The 19,082-nt window shown below is 63.4% G+C and carries 17 protein-coding genes; 6 read left to right on the plus strand and 11 right to left on the minus strand.

Annotated elements, in window-relative coordinates:
• Nucleotides 1-57: 57 nt before the first annotated feature.
• Together MYCSP_RS21475 and MYCSP_RS21480 are read left to right on the plus strand one after the other, a co-directional pair.
• Nucleotides 58-1,743, plus strand: coding sequence for a DUF3556 domain-containing protein (locus MYCSP_RS21475; protein WP_088415069.1), 1,686 nt, complete (start codon nucleotides 58-60; stop codon nucleotides 1,741-1,743).
• A gap of 33 nt (nucleotides 1,744-1,776) precedes the next feature.
• Nucleotides 1,777-2,742: a sigma-70 family RNA polymerase sigma factor gene (locus tag MYCSP_RS21480; protein ID WP_083017504.1), complete on the plus strand. Its 966-nt coding sequence runs from the start codon at nucleotides 1,777-1,779 to the stop codon at nucleotides 2,740-2,742.
• Here the strand turns inward: MYCSP_RS21480 and MYCSP_RS21485 are convergent.
• The 5 genes from MYCSP_RS21485 to MYCSP_RS21505 all read right to left on the minus strand — a co-directional run bounded on the left by MYCSP_RS21485 (nucleotide 2,739) and on the right by MYCSP_RS21505 (nucleotide 6,808).
• A complete protein-coding gene (locus MYCSP_RS21485; RefSeq protein WP_083017506.1) occupies nucleotides 2,739-4,223 on the minus strand; it encodes a M1 family metallopeptidase in 1,485 nt (494 codons plus the stop codon). The two genes, MYCSP_RS21480 and MYCSP_RS21485, sit on opposite strands and share 4 nt — an antisense overlap.
• Before the next feature lie 74 nt (nucleotides 4,224-4,297).
• Nucleotides 4,298-4,699 (minus strand): VOC family protein, encoded by a 402-nt coding sequence (locus tag MYCSP_RS21490; RefSeq protein ID WP_083017611.1) that lies wholly within the window; start codon nucleotides 4,697-4,699, stop codon nucleotides 4,298-4,300.
• 70 nt (nucleotides 4,700-4,769) lie between these two features.
• A complete protein-coding gene (locus tag MYCSP_RS21495) occupies nucleotides 4,770-5,456 on the minus strand; it encodes a DUF3137 domain-containing protein (RefSeq protein ID WP_157886206.1) in 687 nt (228 codons plus the stop codon).
• 65 nt (nucleotides 5,457-5,521) lie between these two features.
• On the minus strand, nucleotides 5,522-6,133 hold the full coding sequence (locus tag MYCSP_RS21500; RefSeq protein ID WP_083017510.1) for a LemA family protein: 612 nt from the start codon (nucleotides 6,131-6,133) through the stop codon (nucleotides 5,522-5,524).
• Nucleotides 6,134-6,142: 9 nt separating this feature from the next.
• Nucleotides 6,143-6,808, minus strand: a complete 666-nt coding sequence (locus tag MYCSP_RS21505; protein WP_407661717.1) for a hypothetical protein — start codon at nucleotides 6,806-6,808, stop codon at nucleotides 6,143-6,145.
• A gap of 73 nt (nucleotides 6,809-6,881) precedes the next feature.
• Between MYCSP_RS21505 and MYCSP_RS21510 the strand changes: the two genes are divergently transcribed.
• From MYCSP_RS21510 to MYCSP_RS21525, 4 genes are all read left to right on the plus strand, one after another.
• Nucleotides 6,882-8,489 carry a long-chain-fatty-acid--CoA ligase gene (locus tag MYCSP_RS21510; protein ID WP_268873097.1) on the plus strand — a complete coding sequence of 536 codons (1,608 nt, stop codon included), beginning with the start codon at nucleotides 6,882-6,884 and terminating at the stop codon, nucleotides 8,487-8,489.
• Between the two features lie 173 nt (nucleotides 8,490-8,662).
• Nucleotides 8,663-9,787: an NDMA-dependent alcohol dehydrogenase gene (locus MYCSP_RS21515; protein ID WP_083017516.1), complete on the plus strand. Its 1,125-nt coding sequence runs from the start codon at nucleotides 8,663-8,665 to the stop codon at nucleotides 9,785-9,787.
• Between the two features lie 74 nt (nucleotides 9,788-9,861).
• Nucleotides 9,862-10,608 (plus strand): pirin family protein, encoded by a 747-nt coding sequence (locus MYCSP_RS21520; protein ID WP_070911770.1) that lies wholly within the window; start codon nucleotides 9,862-9,864, stop codon nucleotides 10,606-10,608.
• Between the two features lie 123 nt (nucleotides 10,609-10,731).
• Entirely contained in the window at nucleotides 10,732-11,838 is a 1,107-nt protein-coding gene (locus tag MYCSP_RS21525) for a phosphodiester glycosidase family protein (RefSeq protein ID WP_088415073.1), read from the plus strand.
• Nucleotides 11,839-11,842: 4 nt separating this feature from the next.
• Here the strand turns inward: MYCSP_RS21525 and MYCSP_RS21530 are convergent, their stop codons facing one another.
• The 6 genes from MYCSP_RS21530 to MYCSP_RS21555 are packed head-to-tail and all read right to left on the minus strand — an operon-like array spanning nucleotide 11,843 to nucleotide 19,054.
• On the minus strand, nucleotides 11,843-13,096 hold the full coding sequence (locus tag MYCSP_RS21530; protein WP_070911768.1) for an MlaD family protein: 1,254 nt from the start codon (nucleotides 13,094-13,096) through the stop codon (nucleotides 11,843-11,845).
• Nucleotides 13,093-14,301, minus strand: coding sequence for an MlaD family protein (locus MYCSP_RS21535; protein ID WP_070911767.1), 1,209 nt, complete (start codon nucleotides 14,299-14,301; stop codon nucleotides 13,093-13,095). Before MYCSP_RS21535 ends, MYCSP_RS21530 begins: the two co-directional genes overlap by 4 nt.
• Nucleotides 14,298-15,419, minus strand: coding sequence for an MCE family protein (locus tag MYCSP_RS21540; RefSeq protein WP_083017520.1), 1,122 nt, complete (start codon nucleotides 15,417-15,419; stop codon nucleotides 14,298-14,300). The genes MYCSP_RS21535 and MYCSP_RS21540 overlap by 4 nt, the downstream gene beginning before the upstream one ends.
• Complete coding sequence (locus MYCSP_RS21545) at nucleotides 15,416-16,474, minus strand: MlaD family protein (protein ID WP_070911765.1); 1,059 nt, start codon at nucleotides 16,472-16,474, stop codon at nucleotides 15,416-15,418. The genes MYCSP_RS21540 and MYCSP_RS21545 overlap by 4 nt, the downstream gene beginning before the upstream one ends.
• Nucleotides 16,467-17,522 carry an MCE family protein gene (locus MYCSP_RS21550; protein ID WP_070911764.1) on the minus strand — a complete coding sequence of 352 codons (1,056 nt, stop codon included), beginning with the start codon at nucleotides 17,520-17,522 and terminating at the stop codon, nucleotides 16,467-16,469. The genes MYCSP_RS21545 and MYCSP_RS21550 overlap by 8 nt, the downstream gene beginning before the upstream one ends.
• Complete coding sequence (locus tag MYCSP_RS21555; RefSeq protein ID WP_083017612.1) at nucleotides 17,519-19,054, minus strand: MlaD family protein; 1,536 nt, start codon at nucleotides 19,052-19,054, stop codon at nucleotides 17,519-17,521. Before MYCSP_RS21555 ends, MYCSP_RS21550 begins: the two co-directional genes overlap by 4 nt.
• Nucleotides 19,055-19,082: the final 28 nt, after the last annotated feature.

Consider the following 19,082-nt stretch of genomic DNA (forward strand, 5'->3'; position numbering starts at 1 on the left):
CTCTACGGAACCGCCGAACCGGCCATCATCAACTAGAACACGTTCTAGTGTGTGCGCATGGGATTCCTCAAGCCCACGCTGCCCGTCGTCGATATCGCCGAATGGAGCAAGGGCACCCGCGCCGAGAAGATCCGACCGATGGCACGCCATTGGGCAGAGGTGGGCTTCGGGACCCCGGTGGCCTTGCACCTGTTCTATGTGCTGAAAATCGGTCTCTACATCCTGGGCGGCTGGTTGTTCGCCATGGTGACGACCGAAGGAATCGACCGATGGGCTGATTTTTCCCTGCCCATCGTCTTCCAGAAGGTGGTGCTCTACACCATGCTGTTCGAGGTCGTCGGCCTCGGCTGCGGATTCGGCCCGCTCAACAACCGGTTCTTCCCGCCGTTGGGCTCGATCTTGTACTGGTTGCGGCCCAAGACGATTCGGCTACCACCGTGGCCCCGCATCCCACTCACCAAAGGCTCCGCGCGCACCCCCGTCGATATCGCGCTCTACGCGGCGTTCCTGGGCATGCTCCTGTTCGCCCTGTTGTCCAGGCCCGCCGCCACCGGGCTGCTGCCCACCTGGCAGATCGCGACGATCCTCGGCCTGCTGGCCATCGCCGGCCTACGTGACAAGGTGATCTTCCTGGCGGCCCGTGGCGAGGTCTACGGCGCCCTGACGGTGACCTTCCTGTTCACCGGGGCCGACATGATCGTGGCCGCCAAGCTCATCTTCATGGTCATCTGGATCGGAGCGGCGACGTCAAAGCTCAACCGCCACTTCCCTTTTGTCATCTCGACGATGATGTCCAACAATCCCCTCATCCGTGCCAGGCGACTCAAGCGCGCGTTCTTCGAGAACTTCCCGGACGATCTGCGGCCCGGACGTCTGTCCCGTCTCGTCGCGCACGTGAGCACCGCCGTCGAGATGCTGGTGCCCATCGCGCTGTTCTTCAGCCACGGCGGCTGGGTCACCACCGTCGCGGCCATCGTCATGGTGTGCTTCCACCTGGGCATCCTCACCGCAATCCCGATGGGCGTGCCGCTGGAATGGAACGTCTTCATGATCTTCGGGGTGCTGTCGCTGTTCGTCGCGCACGCGCATGTCGGACCGGGCGATATCGAGCACCCGGTTCCCGTGCTGCTGTTGTTCGCCCTCAGCGCGGGTGTCGTGGCGACCGGAAACCTGGTGCCACGCAAGATCTCCTTCCTGCCCGGCATGCGCTACTACGCGGGCAACTGGGACACCACGCTGTGGTGCATCAAACCGTCGGCCAACGAGAAGATCGACAAGGGCATCGTCGCCATCGCGAGCATGCCGCAGGCACAGATGGAGCGCTACTACGGCAGTAAAGACGCAGCGCAGGTCTATATGTACATCGGCTACGCCTTCCGGGCCATGAACACCCACGGGCGCGCCATGTTCACCCTCGCGCACCGGGCCATGGCCGGCCAGGACGAGAGTGCGTACGTCATCACCGACGGTGAACGCATCTGCAGCACCGCCATCGGCTGGAACTTCGGTGACGGGCACATGCACAGTGAGCAGTTGATCGCCGCGATGCAGGAACGCTGCCGGTTCGAACCGGGCGAGGTGCGCATCGTGCTGCTGGACGCCCAACCCATCCATCGGCAGACCCAGCAGTACCGGCTTGTCGACGCCGCCACCGGCGAGTTCGAAACCGGCTACGTGCGCGTGGCCGATATGGTCAACCGCCAGCCCTGGGATGACGAGCTGCCCGTGCACGTCAACCGCTGACATATGTCACCGGTCAGGACTATTCTCGCGGCCGTGACGGCACAAGCCATCGATGACGAATTTCTCATTCACACCGAACAATATCGGCGTGAGATTCTGGCTCACTGCTATCGGATGACGGGGTCCATCCACGATGCCGAGGACCTGGTGCAGGAGACCTACCTGCGCGGATGGAAGGCGTACGAGCGCTTCGAGGGCAAGTCGTCGGTACGCACCTGGCTGTACCGGATCGCCACCAACACCTGCCTGACGGCGCTAGAGGGCAAGCAGCGACGGCCGCTACCGACCGGCCTCGGAGCCCCCAGCTCCGACCCCCTCGACGAGTTGGATGAGCGGACCGAGATCCCCTGGCTGGAACCGCTACCCGACGACGCCACCGACCCCGCCAGCATCGTGGGCGCACGCGAGTCGGTGCGCTTGGCGTTCATCGCGGCGTTGCAACATCTACCCGCCAAGCAGCGTGCCGTGTTGGTGCTGCGTGAGGTGCTGCAGTGGAAGGCGCAGGAGGTTGCCGAGGCGATCGGCTCCACCACCGCCGCGGTGAACAGCCTGTTGCAGCGGGCGCGTGCGCAGCTGCAGGAGGTGTCGCCGCAAGAGGAAACGCTGCTGGAGCCCGAGGACCCGATGCTGCGCGAGCAATTGCGCCAGTACATCAGCGCATTCGAACGCTACGACGTCGACGCCATCGCGAAAATGTTTACCACCGAGGCAATTTGGGAGATGCCGCCGTTCATCGGGTGGTACCAGGGCGGGCCGAACATCGCCGCGCTCATCAAGGAACAATGCCCCGCCGAGCATGCCGGCGATATGCGCCTGCTGGAGACATCCGCCAACGGGCAGCCCGCCATCGGCCTCTACATGCGCGAGGGCGACGGGGTGCACCGCCCGTTCCAGATGCACGTGCTGGATGTCACCGCCACGGGCGTGGCACACGTGGTGTGTTTCTTCGACATCTCACTGTTCGAGAAGTTCGGTCTTCCTTCAGAATTGGCCGATTAGCGCTGAGCGAGGCTCCCCGGGAACAGGTACTGGTCTGCGGGCCGGGTCACGCTGTGGAACCAGGCGGTGAAGAAACCGGACAGATCCTTACCGGTGACCCTCTGCACGTACGCCTCGAACTGCGGCCAGGTCGCGTTACCCCATTTGTGTGCGGCGGGCCATGATCGCAGGATTTCCAGGAACGCCTTGTCCCCGATGGTACGGCGCAGCGCGTGCAGCGCCAGCGGCCCCTTGCCGTACACGCCCAGCGGGTTGAACACCTCGTCCGCATCGCATTCCGCTCCGCCCGGGCACATGTCGTAGAGCAGGTTCCCCCACACCTTGTCTTCGTCCCAGATCTTCTCCACGGTGTCGCGGTAGCGCTGATCGATCGACTTGCCCTCCTTCTCTTCCGCCCACATCCACGGCAGATAGGAAGCAAAGCACTCGTTGAGGCAGATATCGCGCCACTGTTCGACGGAGACCAGATCGCCGTACCACTCGTGGGTGTTCTCGTGCACGACCGTCGAGAGACGGCCCGGCTCCTCGGTATCGCGGCTGAACGTGTAGTACGGGCGCGTCTGTGTTTCCAGGGCGCTGAACGCGATGTCCTCGCGGATCGGGTCGGCGAAGATGCCGCCCGCGGCGACATGGGGGTACTTGCCCAGCTTGGATTCCAGGAACGCGAGTATCTCCGGCAGGCGCGCCTCGGAATCACCCGATCCGGAGTCGGGCGCAAACGCGCTCAGCACCGGAGTACCGCTGGGTAGCGTCGAGCGGAACACCGAGAAGTGGTCCACTGCAAACGGAACCAGGTACATGGCAACGGGATTCGGCTCGTTCCAGATGGTGGTGGTCCAGCCACCCGACTCGGTGGACTTGCCTTCACGACCGCCGCCCACGGCGGTCCACGAGGACGGCACCGTCGCGGTGAGCTTGAACGGCGCCTTGTTCACCGGGGTGTTGTTCGACGGGTACCAGTTCTCTGCCCCGTCGGGCTCCCCGCCCTTGGCATAGCCACCGCTGGTGCTGCGAACCCAGCCGGGCAGTGCACCCAGACCGCGATCCTGCGCCTCCTGTTGTTCGTTGAACGCATAGGTGACGGTCGTGGTGAAGGACGTCCCGCTGCGAATGCCCTTCTCCGGGGTGACGGTCATTTCGTGCTCACCGCTGAACGCGGCGGCGGCCGGTCGGCCGTCCACCGACGCCGTCACGGTCCCCAGATCCGAGAAGTCCAGATTGAAGCTCGATAGATTCTGCGTGGCAGCGGCGCGGATCACCATCGTGCCGTTCACGTCGGTGGTCTCCGGGTCCAGGCGCAGCGTCAGGTCATATTGAGTGACGCGGTAGCCGCCGTTGCCGTCCTGCGGGAAGTAACTGTCGATGCCGTTGGGCGATCCGGGCGTGAACGTGTCGGTCGCGTATGCCGGAGCAGCGGCCACGCCACCGCCGACTACGAGCACGGCAACGGCAGCGGGGATCCCGAAAATCCTGTGTGTCATGTGAACCTTACGTAGAGCGAGTCGGTCTGACTCCACACAGAGACTCTACGTAAGGCATCACCGATAGTGCGTAGCTACTGCAGGTGTGCCGGATCCATCCAGCTGACCTCCCACACGTGGCCGTCCAGGTCACGGAATGACCGCCCGTACATGAAGCCGAGTTCCTGGGCGGGCATCCAATCCACCCCGCCCGCAGCCAGCGCGGCATCGGTCAGCTCGTCGACACCTTCGCGACTGTCCGCCGAAACACACAGCAGCACTTCGCGATTCTTCGACGTGTCGGTGATGTCGTCGGCGATAAAGCCGCGGAATCTGTCCTCCTCCAGCATCATCACCCAAGCTTGATCGTTGATCGCCATACAGATGGTGTTCTCGTCGCAGAACTGGTCGTTGAACGAGAAGCCCAGATGATCGAAGAACTTGCGGCTTGCCGCGGCATTGGCGATGGGAAGGTTGACGAACAGCATGCGGGACATCAGGTCTCCTCGGGACGGGACGGCGGTATTTCCACCGTTCATCTGTATCGACAATCCCGCGTCGGAAAACTCATCGGTGTCCCCACACGAAGGCAGGCACGGCGGCCAAAGTGTCCGACAGGAATCGGAGCCGATCCGCGATCAGATCCGGTCCCAGATCCTCGAACTGCCACGTCCATAGCCACGCTCCGTCGAACCGTAGCGGCAGTTCGGCATACCGCGGATCCCTCAGCATGCGCTCCATGTTCTGGGGGTTCAGCACGTCGTAGGCCAATCGAACATCCTGTGCCACAACCCGAAAACGACGGTTGAAGTCTTCCGATTCGAAGGTGATATCGCTGAGGGCTCTGGTCAGCATGTTCTCGGGGCAGATCTGTAACCATGGCAGCGGTGCGGGCATCGCAAGAGCCACCACCGCCGTCCTCTTGACCTCGTTCTCCCCCTCCGCGGCGAACCGTTCGGCCTTGGAATACGCCTCGAACGCAATGAAGGGCTCGCCCTCGTGCTGGCCGCGCACCACGTTGCAGGCACCGGGGAACGGTACGGCAATGACGGTGTTCGTATACCCGACCTGGCGCAGCACACTGTCGTCGTCGGGGACGAAGAGCCAACCCTGGCCTGCCGCATGCGCGGCCAGAGGAGAACTGGCCAAGTTCTTCCTGCGCAAGAGCCTGTGAACGAGCAGGCCCAGCCCCAACAGCGGCCATACGACGGCGAATGCGGCACCGGCGTAGGCGCCAATGTCTCCCCAGCTCATCGCTGCTCCCATGAGTACTCCGCAACGCCACGGAGAACGTCGAGCAGGCCCAGCAGCGTGCTCATCTACTGATGCGGCGGCGGGTTCAGACGATCGAAGGCTCCGCGGATGTTCGGCACCTGACGCGCCGCCGGGTCGTCCAACTCGAAGTATTCGGCATCGGTGAATCCGAACCACTTCGCGACGATGTTCGACGGCACCGTCTGCACCTTGGTGTTGAGGGCGCGTACGTTCCCGTTGTAGAAGCGACGGCCGGCCGCGATGCGGTCTTCGGTATTGGCGAGCTCACCCTGCAGCGCCACGAAGTTCTGAATCGACCGCAGCTGTGGGTAGCTCTCGGCGATGGCGAAGAACCGCCCCAACGCTCCGGAAAGCTGCTGCTCGGCCTGAGCTTGCGCCGCGACGCCGCGATGCGTGGCGGCCGCGTCGCGAGCAAGGTTGCGCGCGGCGGTCACCTGCTGCAACGTGTCCCGTTCGAACTGCGCTGCCGCACTGGCTGTTTCGATCAGATTGGGAATGAGGTCATGACGGCGCTGCAGTTCGACGTCGATCTGCTTCCACGCCTCCTGGACCAGATTGCGGATTCTGACGAACCCGTTGTACGTGGTCAGGAGCCAGAGTCCGATTATCAACGCGAAGAACACCGCGACGATGATCACGATCAGAAGTGGGGTCATTTCCTTCTCCTAGTGTTGTTCCCACGCATACGCCGGGATCGGTTCGACGGTATCGATCAGGTATTGCACCTCACTGGCGATCCGCTGCTCGTCGAGCTTGCCGCGACGCCAGGTCAGCAGTCTCCCGTTCTCGAATCGCAAGGGCTGCGAATACCTTTGGTCGGCCAACATCCGTTCCATGGTCCGCGGGTTGAGCACGTCGTAGGCAAACCGCTCCGGATGCGCCTTGACGTTGAACCGCTTGTTGAACTCGTCGGATTCGAACTCCAGGTCCGTAAACCCCACGGCACGAGCAAGTCCCGCGAGCACACCCTCGGGCTTGATCTCCAGCCGATACGGCGACGGCGGCGTGACGATGCAGGTCACCATGTAGTAATAGGTCTCGGTGGTTCGATCGTCACCTGAACCGGTGGTCACCTTGTAGAAGTACTCAAAGGACACGAACTCGTGCCCGTCGATGGTTCCGTTGAAAGCGTCCCGGGTGGTGCGACTATGCCCCTGTCCGAAGGGCTCGTCATGGGACAACGCCAGCAGGCTCTGATCATCGGCGGTGTACGTCCAACCGTGCGCCTGGGCCCAAGCGGTCAAGGTGGCGATTCTCTTCTTGCGCATCCGGGATGAGAGAAACCACACCCCCGCAAAGACCAGCACGAAGAGAGCAATACCCGCCACCATCAGCAGACTCTCAGACACAATTCCCCCCTTGCCACCCGTTGCCCCTGGGTACATCGTACCGGGACACTGGAGATTGCCTGTTAGCTCGACGAAATCCGCACCCCGACAGTTCCGAAAACGGCAGGATCGACGTATGCAATTCACCCAGTGGCTGCACCGTGCCCTACAGCAGGACCCGAACCGTCCCATCACGATCCATCAAGGGCGCGAACACAGTGTCGAGCAATTCGCCGACCGCGTGGCCCGGTTGGCCGCCGCGCTGCGCGCCCTCGGGGTTCAGCCGGGCGACCGGGTGGGCATGCTGTCCCTGAACTCCGATCGCTACGTCGAATATCTGACTGCGGTCCCCTGGTTGGGTGCCGTGTTGAACGCGGTGAACATTCGCTGGAGCCTTGCCGAGATCGGCTACTCCTTGCGCGAGTCCGGCACTCGCGTGCTGCTCGTCGACGACACGTTCAAGGCCGCTCCCGCACCCCTGCGTGCGGCGTGCGCATGCCTGGACACCGTCATCTACTGCGGTGACGGCCTGACACCCGAGGACATGATCGGGTACGAGGACTTGCTCGCCGCACACGAGCCGGCGCAGGACACCCGAACCGGCGGCGACAGTCTGCTCGGTGTCTTCTACACCGGCGGCACCACCGGAAATCCCAAGGGTGTCATGCTGTCCCACAACAACGTGCTGGCCTCCGCGATGGGGTCGCTGTCCACCGGGAACTTTCTGACGCGCGGTGGCCGACTGCTGCACTCGGCACCCATGTTCCACATGGCCGACTTCACGTCGGTGCTTGCGGGCAATCTGTCGAACGTCACGCACGTGATCCTGCCGTCGTTCACACCACAAGGAGTGCTGGACGCCATCGTCGAACACGATGTGCAAGACATGTTGTTGGTGCCCACCATGATTCAAATGCTGGTCGATCATCCGAGCGCTGCCCAGCTGGATCTCAGCGGGATTCGCGGCATCACCTACGGCGCGTCGGTCATCTCCGAGGCAGTATTGCAGCGCGCCAAGCGTGTGTTCCCCAATGCCCGATTCACCCAGGCCTACGGCATGACCGAGGTGTCTCCCGTGGCGACGCTGCTGCTTCCCGACGATCACGACGACCCGGCGCTGCTGCGTTCGGCGGGGCGGGCGGCCCCACATTGTGAGGTCCTGATCGTCGACCCGGAGGACAACGAGGTGCCACGGGGCGAGATCGGCGAGGTGATCGTCAAGGGCGACAACGTCATGCTCGGCTATTGGGAGCTGGCCGGCGAGTCGGCCGCCGCCGTCAGGAACGGGTGGATGCACACCGGCGATGCCGGGCGGATGGATGCTCGCGGATACGTCTACATCGTTGATCGCATCAAGGACATGGTGGTAACCGGCGGCGAGAACGTCTACTCCGCCGAGGTGGAGAACGCACTGGCCAAACACCCTGCGGTGGCGGCCTGCGCGGTGATCGGAGTCCCCGACGAGCGGTGGGGTGAACGCGTGCACGCCGTCATCGTCAAGCAGGCGCAATCCGAGTGCTGCGACGACGACCTGAAGGAGCACTGCCGCGAGCACATCGCCAACTACAAGGTGCCGCGCAGTTTCGAGTTCGTCGACGAACTCCCGCTGTCCGGCGCGGGAAAGATCCTCAAGCGCGTGCTGCGTGAGAAGTACTGGGAGACTCGAGACGCCGGGGTGTCCTAGCCGGGGAGGTGCCCATCGACAAGACCTTATAACTGTGCATAGATCGTCGTCAGAGGCACTGTTGGCCTCCTGACCACGCACTTTTAGAACGCGTTTCACTTTTTGCTTCGAGCCGCTATCCTCGTGCACGAGAGTGATCTGTTTCACGTGTATCTGGAAGGACTAGCCAGTCAATGAAGACAAAAGGCGCGCTGATTCGCGAGCTCAACAAGCCGATCGTCGTCGAAGAGATCACCTTCGGTGATCCGGCCGAGGGTGAAGTCCAGGTTCAGCTGCACGCCGCGGGCATGTGCCACTCCGACTACCACGTGCTGACCGGCGCCACCCCGATGGAGCTGCCGGTGCTGCCCGGTCACGAGGGTGCGGGCGTCGTCACCAAGGTCGGCAAGGGCGTCACCTCCGTCCAGGAGGGTGACCACGTCATCTTCGCGTTCATCCCCGCCTGCGGTAAGTGCCCGCCGTGTATGCGCGGCTACCGGTCGCTGTGCGACCGTGGCGCAATCCTACTGGGCGGCAAGGCCATTTCCGATGGCACCAACCGCATCCACGCGGGAGACACACCCGTCTCCGCGATGAACCTGCTCGGCACCTTCTCCCCCTACGCGGTGGTCCACGAGGACTCCGTCGTCAAGATCGACGACGACGTGCCCTTTGAGTCCGCCGCGCTGCTCGGCTGCGCCGTGCCCACCGGGTTCGGCTCGTCCACCAACATCGCCGAGGTCAAGCCCGGCGAGGACGTGATCATCGTCGGTATCGGCGGTATCGGCATGAGCGCTCTGCAAGGTGCGGTGGTCTCCGGCGCCCGGCGCGTCATCGCGATCGACCCCGTGCCGTGGAAGCGCGAGCAGGCCCTCAAGTTCGGCGCCACTCACGCGTTCCCGACGATGGCCGAGGCCCTCCTGCCCATCATGGACCTGACCTGGGGCATCATGGCGCAGAAGACCATCATCACCGTCGGCGAGATGCGCGGTGAGATGATCGAAGAGGCCATGTTGCTGACCGCCAAGACCGGAACCTGCGTGGTGACCGGCATGGGCGCCATGGTCGACGTGGATGTCAAGTTCAACCTGTTCCTCTTCACGATGTTGCAGAAGACCTTGAAGGGCAACATCTTCGGCGGAGGTACCACCCACACCGAGACCCCTCGCCTGGTCGGCCTGTACAAGCAAGGCCTGCTCAAGATCGACGAGATGATCACCACCACCTACAGCCTGGAACAGATCAACGACGGCTATCAGGACATGCTCGACGGCAAGAACATCCGCGGCGTCATCAAGTACACCGAAGCCGACTGGTAAGCCGAACCTTTCGCCGAAAGTAACGCCACGCAGACGATTCCCCGGGATTCACTGCGTGGCGTTACTGTCGATACATGGCTATCGACATCCGGCGCGCGAGTGATCGGCTCGCGACCAAGATCTCGTGGCTGGATTCCCGGCACTCGTTTTCTTTCGGCGAGCACTACGACCCCCACAACACCCATCACGGACTGCTGTTGGTCAACAACGACGACATCGTGCTGCCGGGAGCCGGATTCGAGACGCATCCGCACCGCGATATGGAGATCGTCACCTGGGTGCTCCAGGGTTCCCTGGTGCACCAGGACTCCGAGGGCAATGCCGGGGTGATCTATCCCGGTCTGGCGCAACGGATGTCGGCTGGCACCGGCATCCTGCACTCGGAGAAGAACGACTCATGGCGGCTTTCCGGCGAGCGGCACTCAGATCCGGTGCGCTTCATCCAGATGTGGGTGACCCCCGATGATTCGGGGATCGATCCCGGCTATCAGCAGCTGGAGATCGACAACGAGCTGCTCCACGGCGGGCTGGTGACCGTGGCATCCGGAATGTCGCGGCACCGGGATCAGACGGCGATCACCATCGCCCAGAAAAACGCAGCGCTGCATGCCGCACGCATCGCCGCCGGGGACGGCGTCGAACTTCCCGCGGCACTATTCGTGCATCTCTTCGTCGCCCGTGGGGCCGTGACCGTCGAGGCGCTCGGAGAGCTCTCCGAGGGAGATGCCGTGCGGCTCACCGATACCGGTGCGCTCCGGGTCACCGCGACGACCGACGCGGAGATCCTCGTGTGGGAAATGCACACGCGACTAGGCGGATAGCGCCGGCCGCCCATAATTCGCGACGCTGCCGATGTGCGATCGATCCCCACTTGTTACCAAAGTTGACTGAGTTGCTGCTGTGATTATCGTTGACTATTCAAGATCGTCACAGGAGGGACCGCCGTGGGCATTTCACGCTTTTCCCGACTTCGGCGTCCGGCTTCCGGACGTCGCCTGGTTACCACCGCCTTCGGTCTGATGCTGGTAGCGGCACTGCCCATCCCTGCGACTCCCGCCCGAGCCGAGGCCGCCCGAGACGCGGTGCTGTCCGCCATCGCCAACACCAAGGGCACCTTCCTGGTCTACAACTTCGGGGGTGGCAACCCGGCTCCATTCCGCAACGCCGAAGGCAACGAGTACACGCTGGACAACGGCGGCCACCTCATGGTCATCAAGAGCGCATCGTCACGGCTACGCGCAAATCTCTTGGTGGACACCCATTCCGGCTATCAGTCCCGGTGCGAGCGCGATCCGCGCGCGCGTACTGCCGAGGGGCTGTGGCAGGCCTCCGAGACCTACAAACCAATGGCCGCCTGGGTGACCATGGGCAAGCCCACCTTCATCATCAACGCCAACTTCTTCGACGTACGCGGTCAAAAGGGTGGCAACTGGAAGAGCACCGGATGTACCTCGCCGTTGGGTGCCTACGTCGACACCGCCAACGGCAGCGCCAACTACAACAAGCAGGTCACCGGCACCCGGGTCTACGCCGGAAAGCAGGCACTCTCCGGCGGGGACGAAGTCTGGACGGCGTTGGCCACCATGGTCTTCAGCCAAGGGGCGGCACCGGAGGTCATCGCGTCGGTGGGCCCTCAGGACTACGGGTACGCCACCGCGCCACTAGAAGGGTTGATGGACAAGGGAGTTCAGTTTGTGGCGGTGAGCGGACTAAAGCTCTTGCTGCCGGGATTTACCGAACAGCTCAACGACCCCGGCCCGGCCGCCGCCCGCACCGCCCTCGGCTACAAGTCCTCCACCGACGAACTGATGGTCTTCCAGGGCGGCAGCTACACACCCGACAATCTCCAGGACCTCTACCGCGGGCTGGGCGTCGACAAGGCCATCGCCCTCGACGGCGGCGGCTCCTCGGCCATCGTGCTGCGCCGTGACGCCGGCGGCATGTGGGCCGGATACGGTTCCCCCAAAGGCAATTGCGACTCCGCCTACACCTTGTGCGATGCCGCGGGCGGGGTGGGTCGCGCACTGCCCAGCTGGCTGGGCTTCAGTTAGGCGACTACTTCGGCGGATCGATCGGAAGCGTGGGCCCACCATAAGGCGTGGGAATCGTGAAGCGTCCCTTCGGAGTTGGATCGGCAACCTTGCCGAGATCCGCCCCCATGGGCGGGCTGGCAGTGTCGTCGTCGGCCGGCCGAGGGGCATTCTTGGCACCGCGTACCAGCACCGCGGGATCGTCATCGCGGCAATAGCCCGCGTACAGGAATGGCTCCGGGTAATCGGCGGCCGACACCGCGGTCCGCGGATACCCGTAGTCACAGGTATAGCGGGGGTAGATGTCGGCAACAGCCCACACACCATGGTCGTAGAAGGTGTTGCCCACCGCCTCGATCACCGATCCCCGGTAGGAGGGAAACAGGGCGTTGAGCGCCGGCACACGGACGTAAGACAACTGCGCCACCGTGGTGAGGTTCCCCAGGAGTTGCGCCATATTGTCCGAGTTGTCGGCGATCACCGCATCGGTAGTGGCCAGCGGTCCGGGGACCCTGTCGATCAACGTGCGGAAACCGCCGTCCATCCGTGCCACGCCGTTCAGAGACCGGTTCAGTCCCTGCGTGGTGGTGACAAGGCCCTTGTTCATATCCGCGAACGAAGACAACGTGACGCGACTGTTCTTGAGAACACTCACCGTCTCCGGGAGCACGGAGTCCAACGTCGACAGCAGGAACACGCCTCCGTCGATGATGTCGGTCATCTTGCGTGGCGCCTCACGCGAGAGATGAAGCTCCTTCTTGATGATCTCCAGCTTCTTCGTATCCGCCTGCGCGAGTGCACCATCGGCATCGGCGAGCAATCGCGACAGTGATACCGGCACCGTGGCCTGGCCGCGCGCGATCACGCTGCCGTTGCCCAAGTACGGGCCGGCGGTCGTCACGGGCGCGAAGTCGACATACTGCTCACCCGCCGGAGACAGGCCGGACACTCGCACCGGAGTCCCCACCGGAATCTTCACCCCGGATTCGATATGAATCTGAGCGACCGGCCCACGAGGTGACGGCGTGACCGAGTCGACACGGCCGATCCGCATGCCGCGCAAGGCCACATCCTGGTCGGGGATCAACCCGCCGGACTCGGGCAGCTCGATCGATACCTCGTAGGTGGACGCAAAGGCCCTGGCGCGCAGCGCCCCTACCAGCAGATAGGCGCACGCCACCAGCAAAGTGGCCAAGAGAGCCAGCCCGGACAGCCAGAAACGGTTGCGATGCCCCATCTTCACGGCATCCACGACCGTGTTCGCCACTGTGTTGATCATCGCGGCGGCTCCTGAGGTACGGGCACGGCACCCGGCACCGGCTCGATGACTCCCGGCTCGGTCGGGCTGGGGCGCATCGGAATTGCCGGGGCATCGGGTCCCTTGCCCACGACGCGCTCCTGCAGGCGCCACAGCGTGTACTTGAACGAACCCACGAGTTTGGCCCAGTCATAACGCTTCGGCCCATGGAGCCCCGGATCGCCCTTGTACCCGATGTCGGGAATGGAGCCGAGCGCGATCTTGTCGATCGACACCCGAGCGGCGAATGCCGATCCGGCCATGATCTTCACGATCGGAGGCATCAATCGATTCAGTGCGGCAAGGCTGGTGTCGGGGCTGACAGCGATGTCGTTGAACGAGGCCGACAAGGTGTTGAAGTCGGCGATCACGCTGCGGCCACTGGTGTCGGTGCCGCCGATCGACGGGAACTTGGAGAGCTGCTTGGTCACCGCGCCCACCTGGTCGGCCAGGTCCGCGATATGCGACGCATTGGCCGAGAGCGTGTCGGTGGCGGGCGCAGCCGCGACCAGCAGCTCCGAAAGCGTGTCGTGGCGCGTGTTCATCTCGGCCGCAAGCTGGGCCGTATCACGCAACGCCGAATCCAGCTGGCTGGAACGGGCATTGATCGTGCCCAGCAGTCGATTCGACTTGCCGATCAGATCGCCGAACGCCTGACCGTTGGTTCCCGTCGCGCGTCCCAGCCCATTGACGGTGCCCGTGAGATTGCGTACCGCACCACCGTTGACGATGATCGCCGCCGAGCTCAGCACGGCCTCCACGGTCGCGGCGGCCGTGGTCGCATCCAGGCCGATGGTGTCCCCGTCCCGCAGCAGCGGTGCGTTGGGGTCGGCCGGTCTCGGCGGTTTCAGCGAGACGAAGACGTCACCCAGCGGGGTCGCGGTACGCAGCTCCACCGTCGTGCCCTTGGGGATCTCGACATCCGAACGGATCCGCATCGTGACCACGGCGGTGTAGTTGGCGGTGCTCATGGAGTCGACCTCGCCGACATCGGCGCCGCCCAGTTTCACCTTGGCACGCGATGGCAGGTTCAAGATGTTGGTGAACAAGGCCGTCAAGCCGTACGAACCACCGGACATGCCCGGCGCCGGAAGCGGCAGGCTGGCAAGACCATTGGTGCTGCATCCGCTCGTCAGCAGCACGGCAACGACCACCGACGGCCCCGCGAGTCTTTGCCATCGATTCATTTCTGCCCCATCGCCGCGAGACCGTCGAGTACGTAGGTCAACCCGAAGTCGGGTCCGTAGTCCTGCAGAGTTCCTGTGCTGCATCCCAATTGGCGCAGGCCCATGAGGTTGCAGATTTCCTTGGCGGCCTGGGTGTCGAACAACAACCGGTCCGCCGGCACATGGGCACGTACCACGTTGTTGACCGGATCGACGATGTTGTAGACGTTGTCCGCCATCAACGGAAGCAGGTCGAACCCCTCGGACAGCTCCCTGCGGTTGTCGTATATCGCCTGCGCGATCTGGTTGGAGTTGCCCACCGAGTCCTTGATGGCGTCGCGGTTCTGTTCCAGAAGTGAACCAGCTTGCAGCAGAATGTTGTTGAGCTGCTTGCCGGTACTACCCGATCCCAGCTGCTCCTGATCGAGCACCTGAGACAGCTGGCGCACCGTGGAGGAGAACTCGCGGATGTTCTGGTCGTTGCGTGCCGAAGCCTCGAACAGGGAGCTCAGCCGGGTGATGATCTTGGTCAACTGGTCGCGGGTCAGGGCGCCGCCGTCGGCACTCAGCCGAAGCGCCTTGGACAACTCGTCCAGGGACGACCGCATCAACTCGCCGTTCCCGGACAGCGCGTCGGTGCTGTTGTTGATGACATCTGCCAGCGGGCCGGCGCCCTTCCCGTCGCCCTTCATGGCCTTCGAGAGCCTGTCGATCATGGCCAGCACCCGGTCGAACTCCACGGGCGTCTTGGTGCGATCCAGCCCGATGATGTCACCGCTCTTGAGCGTCGGCCCACCCCGGTAAACAGGCGTCAGTTCGATATGGCGGTCGGTGAGGATCGACGTGGACACCGTGACGGCCTTGGCATCGGCCGGCACCTTGACCTTGGAGTCGATCGTGAACTCCACCTCCATGTAGGTGCCGCGCGAGGTGATCTTGGTGACCTTGCCGATGGGCATACCCAACACCGACACCTTGTTGTCCGGGTACAGCCCGGAGACCGACTCGAATTGAGCCGTGATGGTGAGCCTGTTGCTCCGCTCACGCAAATAGGTCCACCCCACCGCAGCGACCACTATCGCGGCCACCACCGCCAGTGCCCCCGCGATCCATATCGCTCGTTTGGTCATCGCGTTCATTGGCAGTCCTTGAAGTACGGGATCATGTTGAACTGCTTGGCTCTTCCACTGATCGCACACATCCACGAATCCACAGCGAGACCGCCGGGAGCACTCAGCTCGAGTGCATTGCCGTAGCCCGTGAGGTTGGTGAAGTTTCGCGCGGCGACCGCCGTCACCTGCAGCAGGCTCCGGAACAAGTCGTCGTGACCGCCGATCAAATTGCTGAAGGTCTTCACGTCGGCGATGAGCGCGTCGACCGCACGTCGGTCCTTGACCACGATCTTGTTCAGGACGTTCACCAGCTCGGTCACGGCACGCATCATCGAGTGGAAGCTCGCCTGCCGAGAAACGAATTCGCCGAGCAGGTCACGCCCCTGGACGATCAACTTGCCGATATCCCCCTGCTGGCGTTGCAGGGTGCCCGCCACCAACTCCGTGCTGGACAGCAGCGTGCCGAGTTGATCGCGGCGATGCGATATCACCGACGACAGTGTCTGAATGTTCTCCATCGCCTGCGGCAGCACTGCGGGCAAGCCCTCCAGCTGCTTGCCCAATATCGCCGTCGACTCCGCGATCTTGTCGGCGTCGACTTGTTCGAAGGTCGAGGTGGCGTCCTGCAGCGTGGCCTGCAGGTCGTACGGAACATCGGTGTGGGCCAGGTCTATTCGGCGGTTGGGCAGAGTGCCGTCGCCACCGTTACGCAACTCCACGTACTGATTGCCCAGAATCGTGGTGATCTTGATCGATGCCTTGGCGTCCTTGCGCAGTTTGATGTCGTCGCGAACCCGCATACCGACTTCGATACGGTCGCCCGCCAGCTCGACGCTCGTGACTTCCCCCACCGACACGCCCGCGTAAGACACGTTGGCCCCCGGCTGTAGCGACGCGGCCTGTAAGAACTCGCCGGTGTAATGGCTGTACCCGATGCCGATCGCCTTCACCAGCAGCATCGCGCCCACCAGGGCTCCGATGACCGCCAGCGCTATCGCACCCAGCCATATCTTGTTGTACGTCTCGACGGGACGACGCGAGATGCTCCGCCATAACGATTGCCACACGGTAGGTTCAGCCATCTGCCAGGTTCCTGCATTTCGGGGTGTATTGAGCCTTGTTGCCAGGTGTGGCGGCATTGACGATGATCGGAACGACGTCGTTGAGACCCGGGAAAAACCCGGTTATGTTGAGATCGCAGACGTATCCGTTGATGAAGGCGCCCTCTTGGGTGGTACGTGCGACGCCCTTCAACAGCAGCGGCAGATTGGCTCCGGCGAAGGCTAGCTGCGGCTCGACGGTGTTCAGGTGACTGACGAATCCCGGTTCCCGGTGCAGTATCTCGTTGAGCTGCGGATACACCGTGTCCGAGATCTTCGACAGCCGGCGCACGGCGAATCCCGTCGACCCTACCGAATCGACCAGTGCGGCGCGCCGATTGTCCAGAATGGCCACCATCTCCCGGGTGTGCGTCAACACGCTGTCCAGATTCTTGTTCTGCCCGGCAAGAGTTTTCGTCAGCCCGTTGAGGTTCGTGATCACATCGTCGAGAACTTTGTCGCGGCCCGCGAAGGTCTCGGTCAGTTGTGAGGTCTGATCCACCAACCCGACGATCGAGCCGGTATCCCCTTGCAATGACTTGACGACTCCGTCGGTGAGATTGTCGACCTCGGTGGGGTCCAGCACGCTGAAAAGCGGCTCGAATCCGTGCAGCAGCATTCCGATGTCGAAGGACGGCTCGGTCTGCTCCACCGGAATCACGCTTCCCGGCTTGAGCCGATCCGTGCTGCCCGTCTTGCCCATCGACAGCCCCAGATAGCGCTGACCAACGATGTTCTGGTAGGTGATCGTCGCAATCGTGTTGCCGTACAACGGTTGCTCGGTCTGCACCCGAAAGTCCACCTTGGCTAGGTCACCATCGATCGCAACCGATTCGACACGCCCGACGCGCACGCCGGCGATGCGGACATCGTCCCCGTCACGCAGCCCGGTGACATCGGTGAACATCGCGGCGTAGGCATTGGTGGACCCGGCCACCTCACGGCGCAATGTGGCATAGACCAGCCAGGTCATGGCCAAGGCGATCACCATGAAGACCGACAACCCGATCAACGGACCACGAAACTTCATCGCGCACCCCCTGCCGAGGCCTGCTGAGCTACAACGGGTTTGGTGCCCCTGGCGACGGGACCGAGCAGAAGCTGCGTGGATGAGTTCGCCTGGCCACCGGTGATCATGCCCAGCTGCTCACGTTCGACCTTGCTGCCCACGGGACCAACGGCCCCACCGAACGAGGCCGGCGCCGTGGCCGCTGGGGCGGGGGCGCCCGGACTTCCGGGGGGTGGTTCGGTGTCACCGGGGTCGACCGTGCCCGGAATCCGCGGAGACGGGTTGGGCTGCCACCACGGCAACGGAGGATTGGGGTCCTGCAGATTCGGGTGCGGGTTGTACAAAGGCGGCCCGGTGACGATCAGATTCCCATCCGGCCCGACCTCTGTTCCCGGTGGCGGCGCCAGATCGGGCGGTGGCTTGTAGTTCTGCGGAAGCAACGTTTCGGGAAGGTCGGGCCGTACCACCAACTCGGGGGCGGTGAAGCAGCTCGGGCCCTTCAACTCTCCGTACTGCGGGCAATCGGCGCGGGTGTACATCGTCGACGGCGTGAAGGAGAGAACTCCTCGGATGTTGACGACGTCCTTCTCCGGATCCCACACCTCGTTGAAGAACTTGTCGGAGAACACCTTGAGCCGGCTCGCGATCGGCAAGAAGTGCACCGAATTCTGGGCGAGCACGCCCACGACGGGCGTGAGCTTGGTCGTGATGTCGATCATCCGGTCCGTCTGATTGTCCAACGATTGCCGAACGGTTCCCGTGGTGTGCAGCCCCGCGTTGAGCAGAGTCTGCAATTGCTCACGCTTTTCAGCCAGGGTCTGCATGGGCTTGATGGCCTGATGCAGCGCATCGACAAGCTCGGGTGCCGTCGTTTGCAATCCCTTGGTCGCGTCCAGGAGCGCGGAGAGGGTCGAGGGACCCGTATCGGTGGCCACGATGTCATTGAGCTGATCGATGATTCGAGTCAACTGCCCGGCCGCATTCAGGAGGGTGGCACGGCGACCCTCGGTCGCCGCCGCGATGACGGCGAAGATACCCACCGAATCGTCATCGCGACCGCGCCCGTTGGCCAGCAAGATGTCGCGCAGCTTGCTGATGGTGGTCTGGAACAGCACCGTCGGCAGCTCGGTTTCTTCGGGGATCACGGTTCCGTCGGTGATCGCGGCGCCCGGACCATGATCGACCAGCTCCACCGAGGAGACGGCGAACACGTTACTGGGAACCACCCTGGCGGTGACCGATCGCGGAATCGTATGCGCCAGATTGGGCTTCAGATCGATATGAACGACATTCGGCTTGCCGCGCTGCGAAGGGGTCAGATCGTTCACCGAGCCAACCAGCACGCCCTGGTATTTGACGTCGGACTTGGCGGGCAGGCCGTCGCCGACGTTGGTGAGTTCGGCGGCCACGCGCACGTAGTTGTTGAACCGGCCGGTTGACTTGATGATCAAGGCGGTGCCGACCAGGGCGGCCACCACGGCGATGGCTACGCCACACAGGAGTAGTTGTCGGTCCGAGGGGCCCCGGCCGTCGGTCTCAAAGGAGTTCGGCACGCAAACCTCCTCCGATATCACCTGGACG

It is taken from the genome of Mycobacteroides saopaulense (assembly GCF_001456355.1).
In the GTDB taxonomy this organism is placed as follows: Bacteria; Actinomycetota; Actinomycetes; order Mycobacteriales; family Mycobacteriaceae; genus Mycobacterium; species Mycobacterium saopaulense.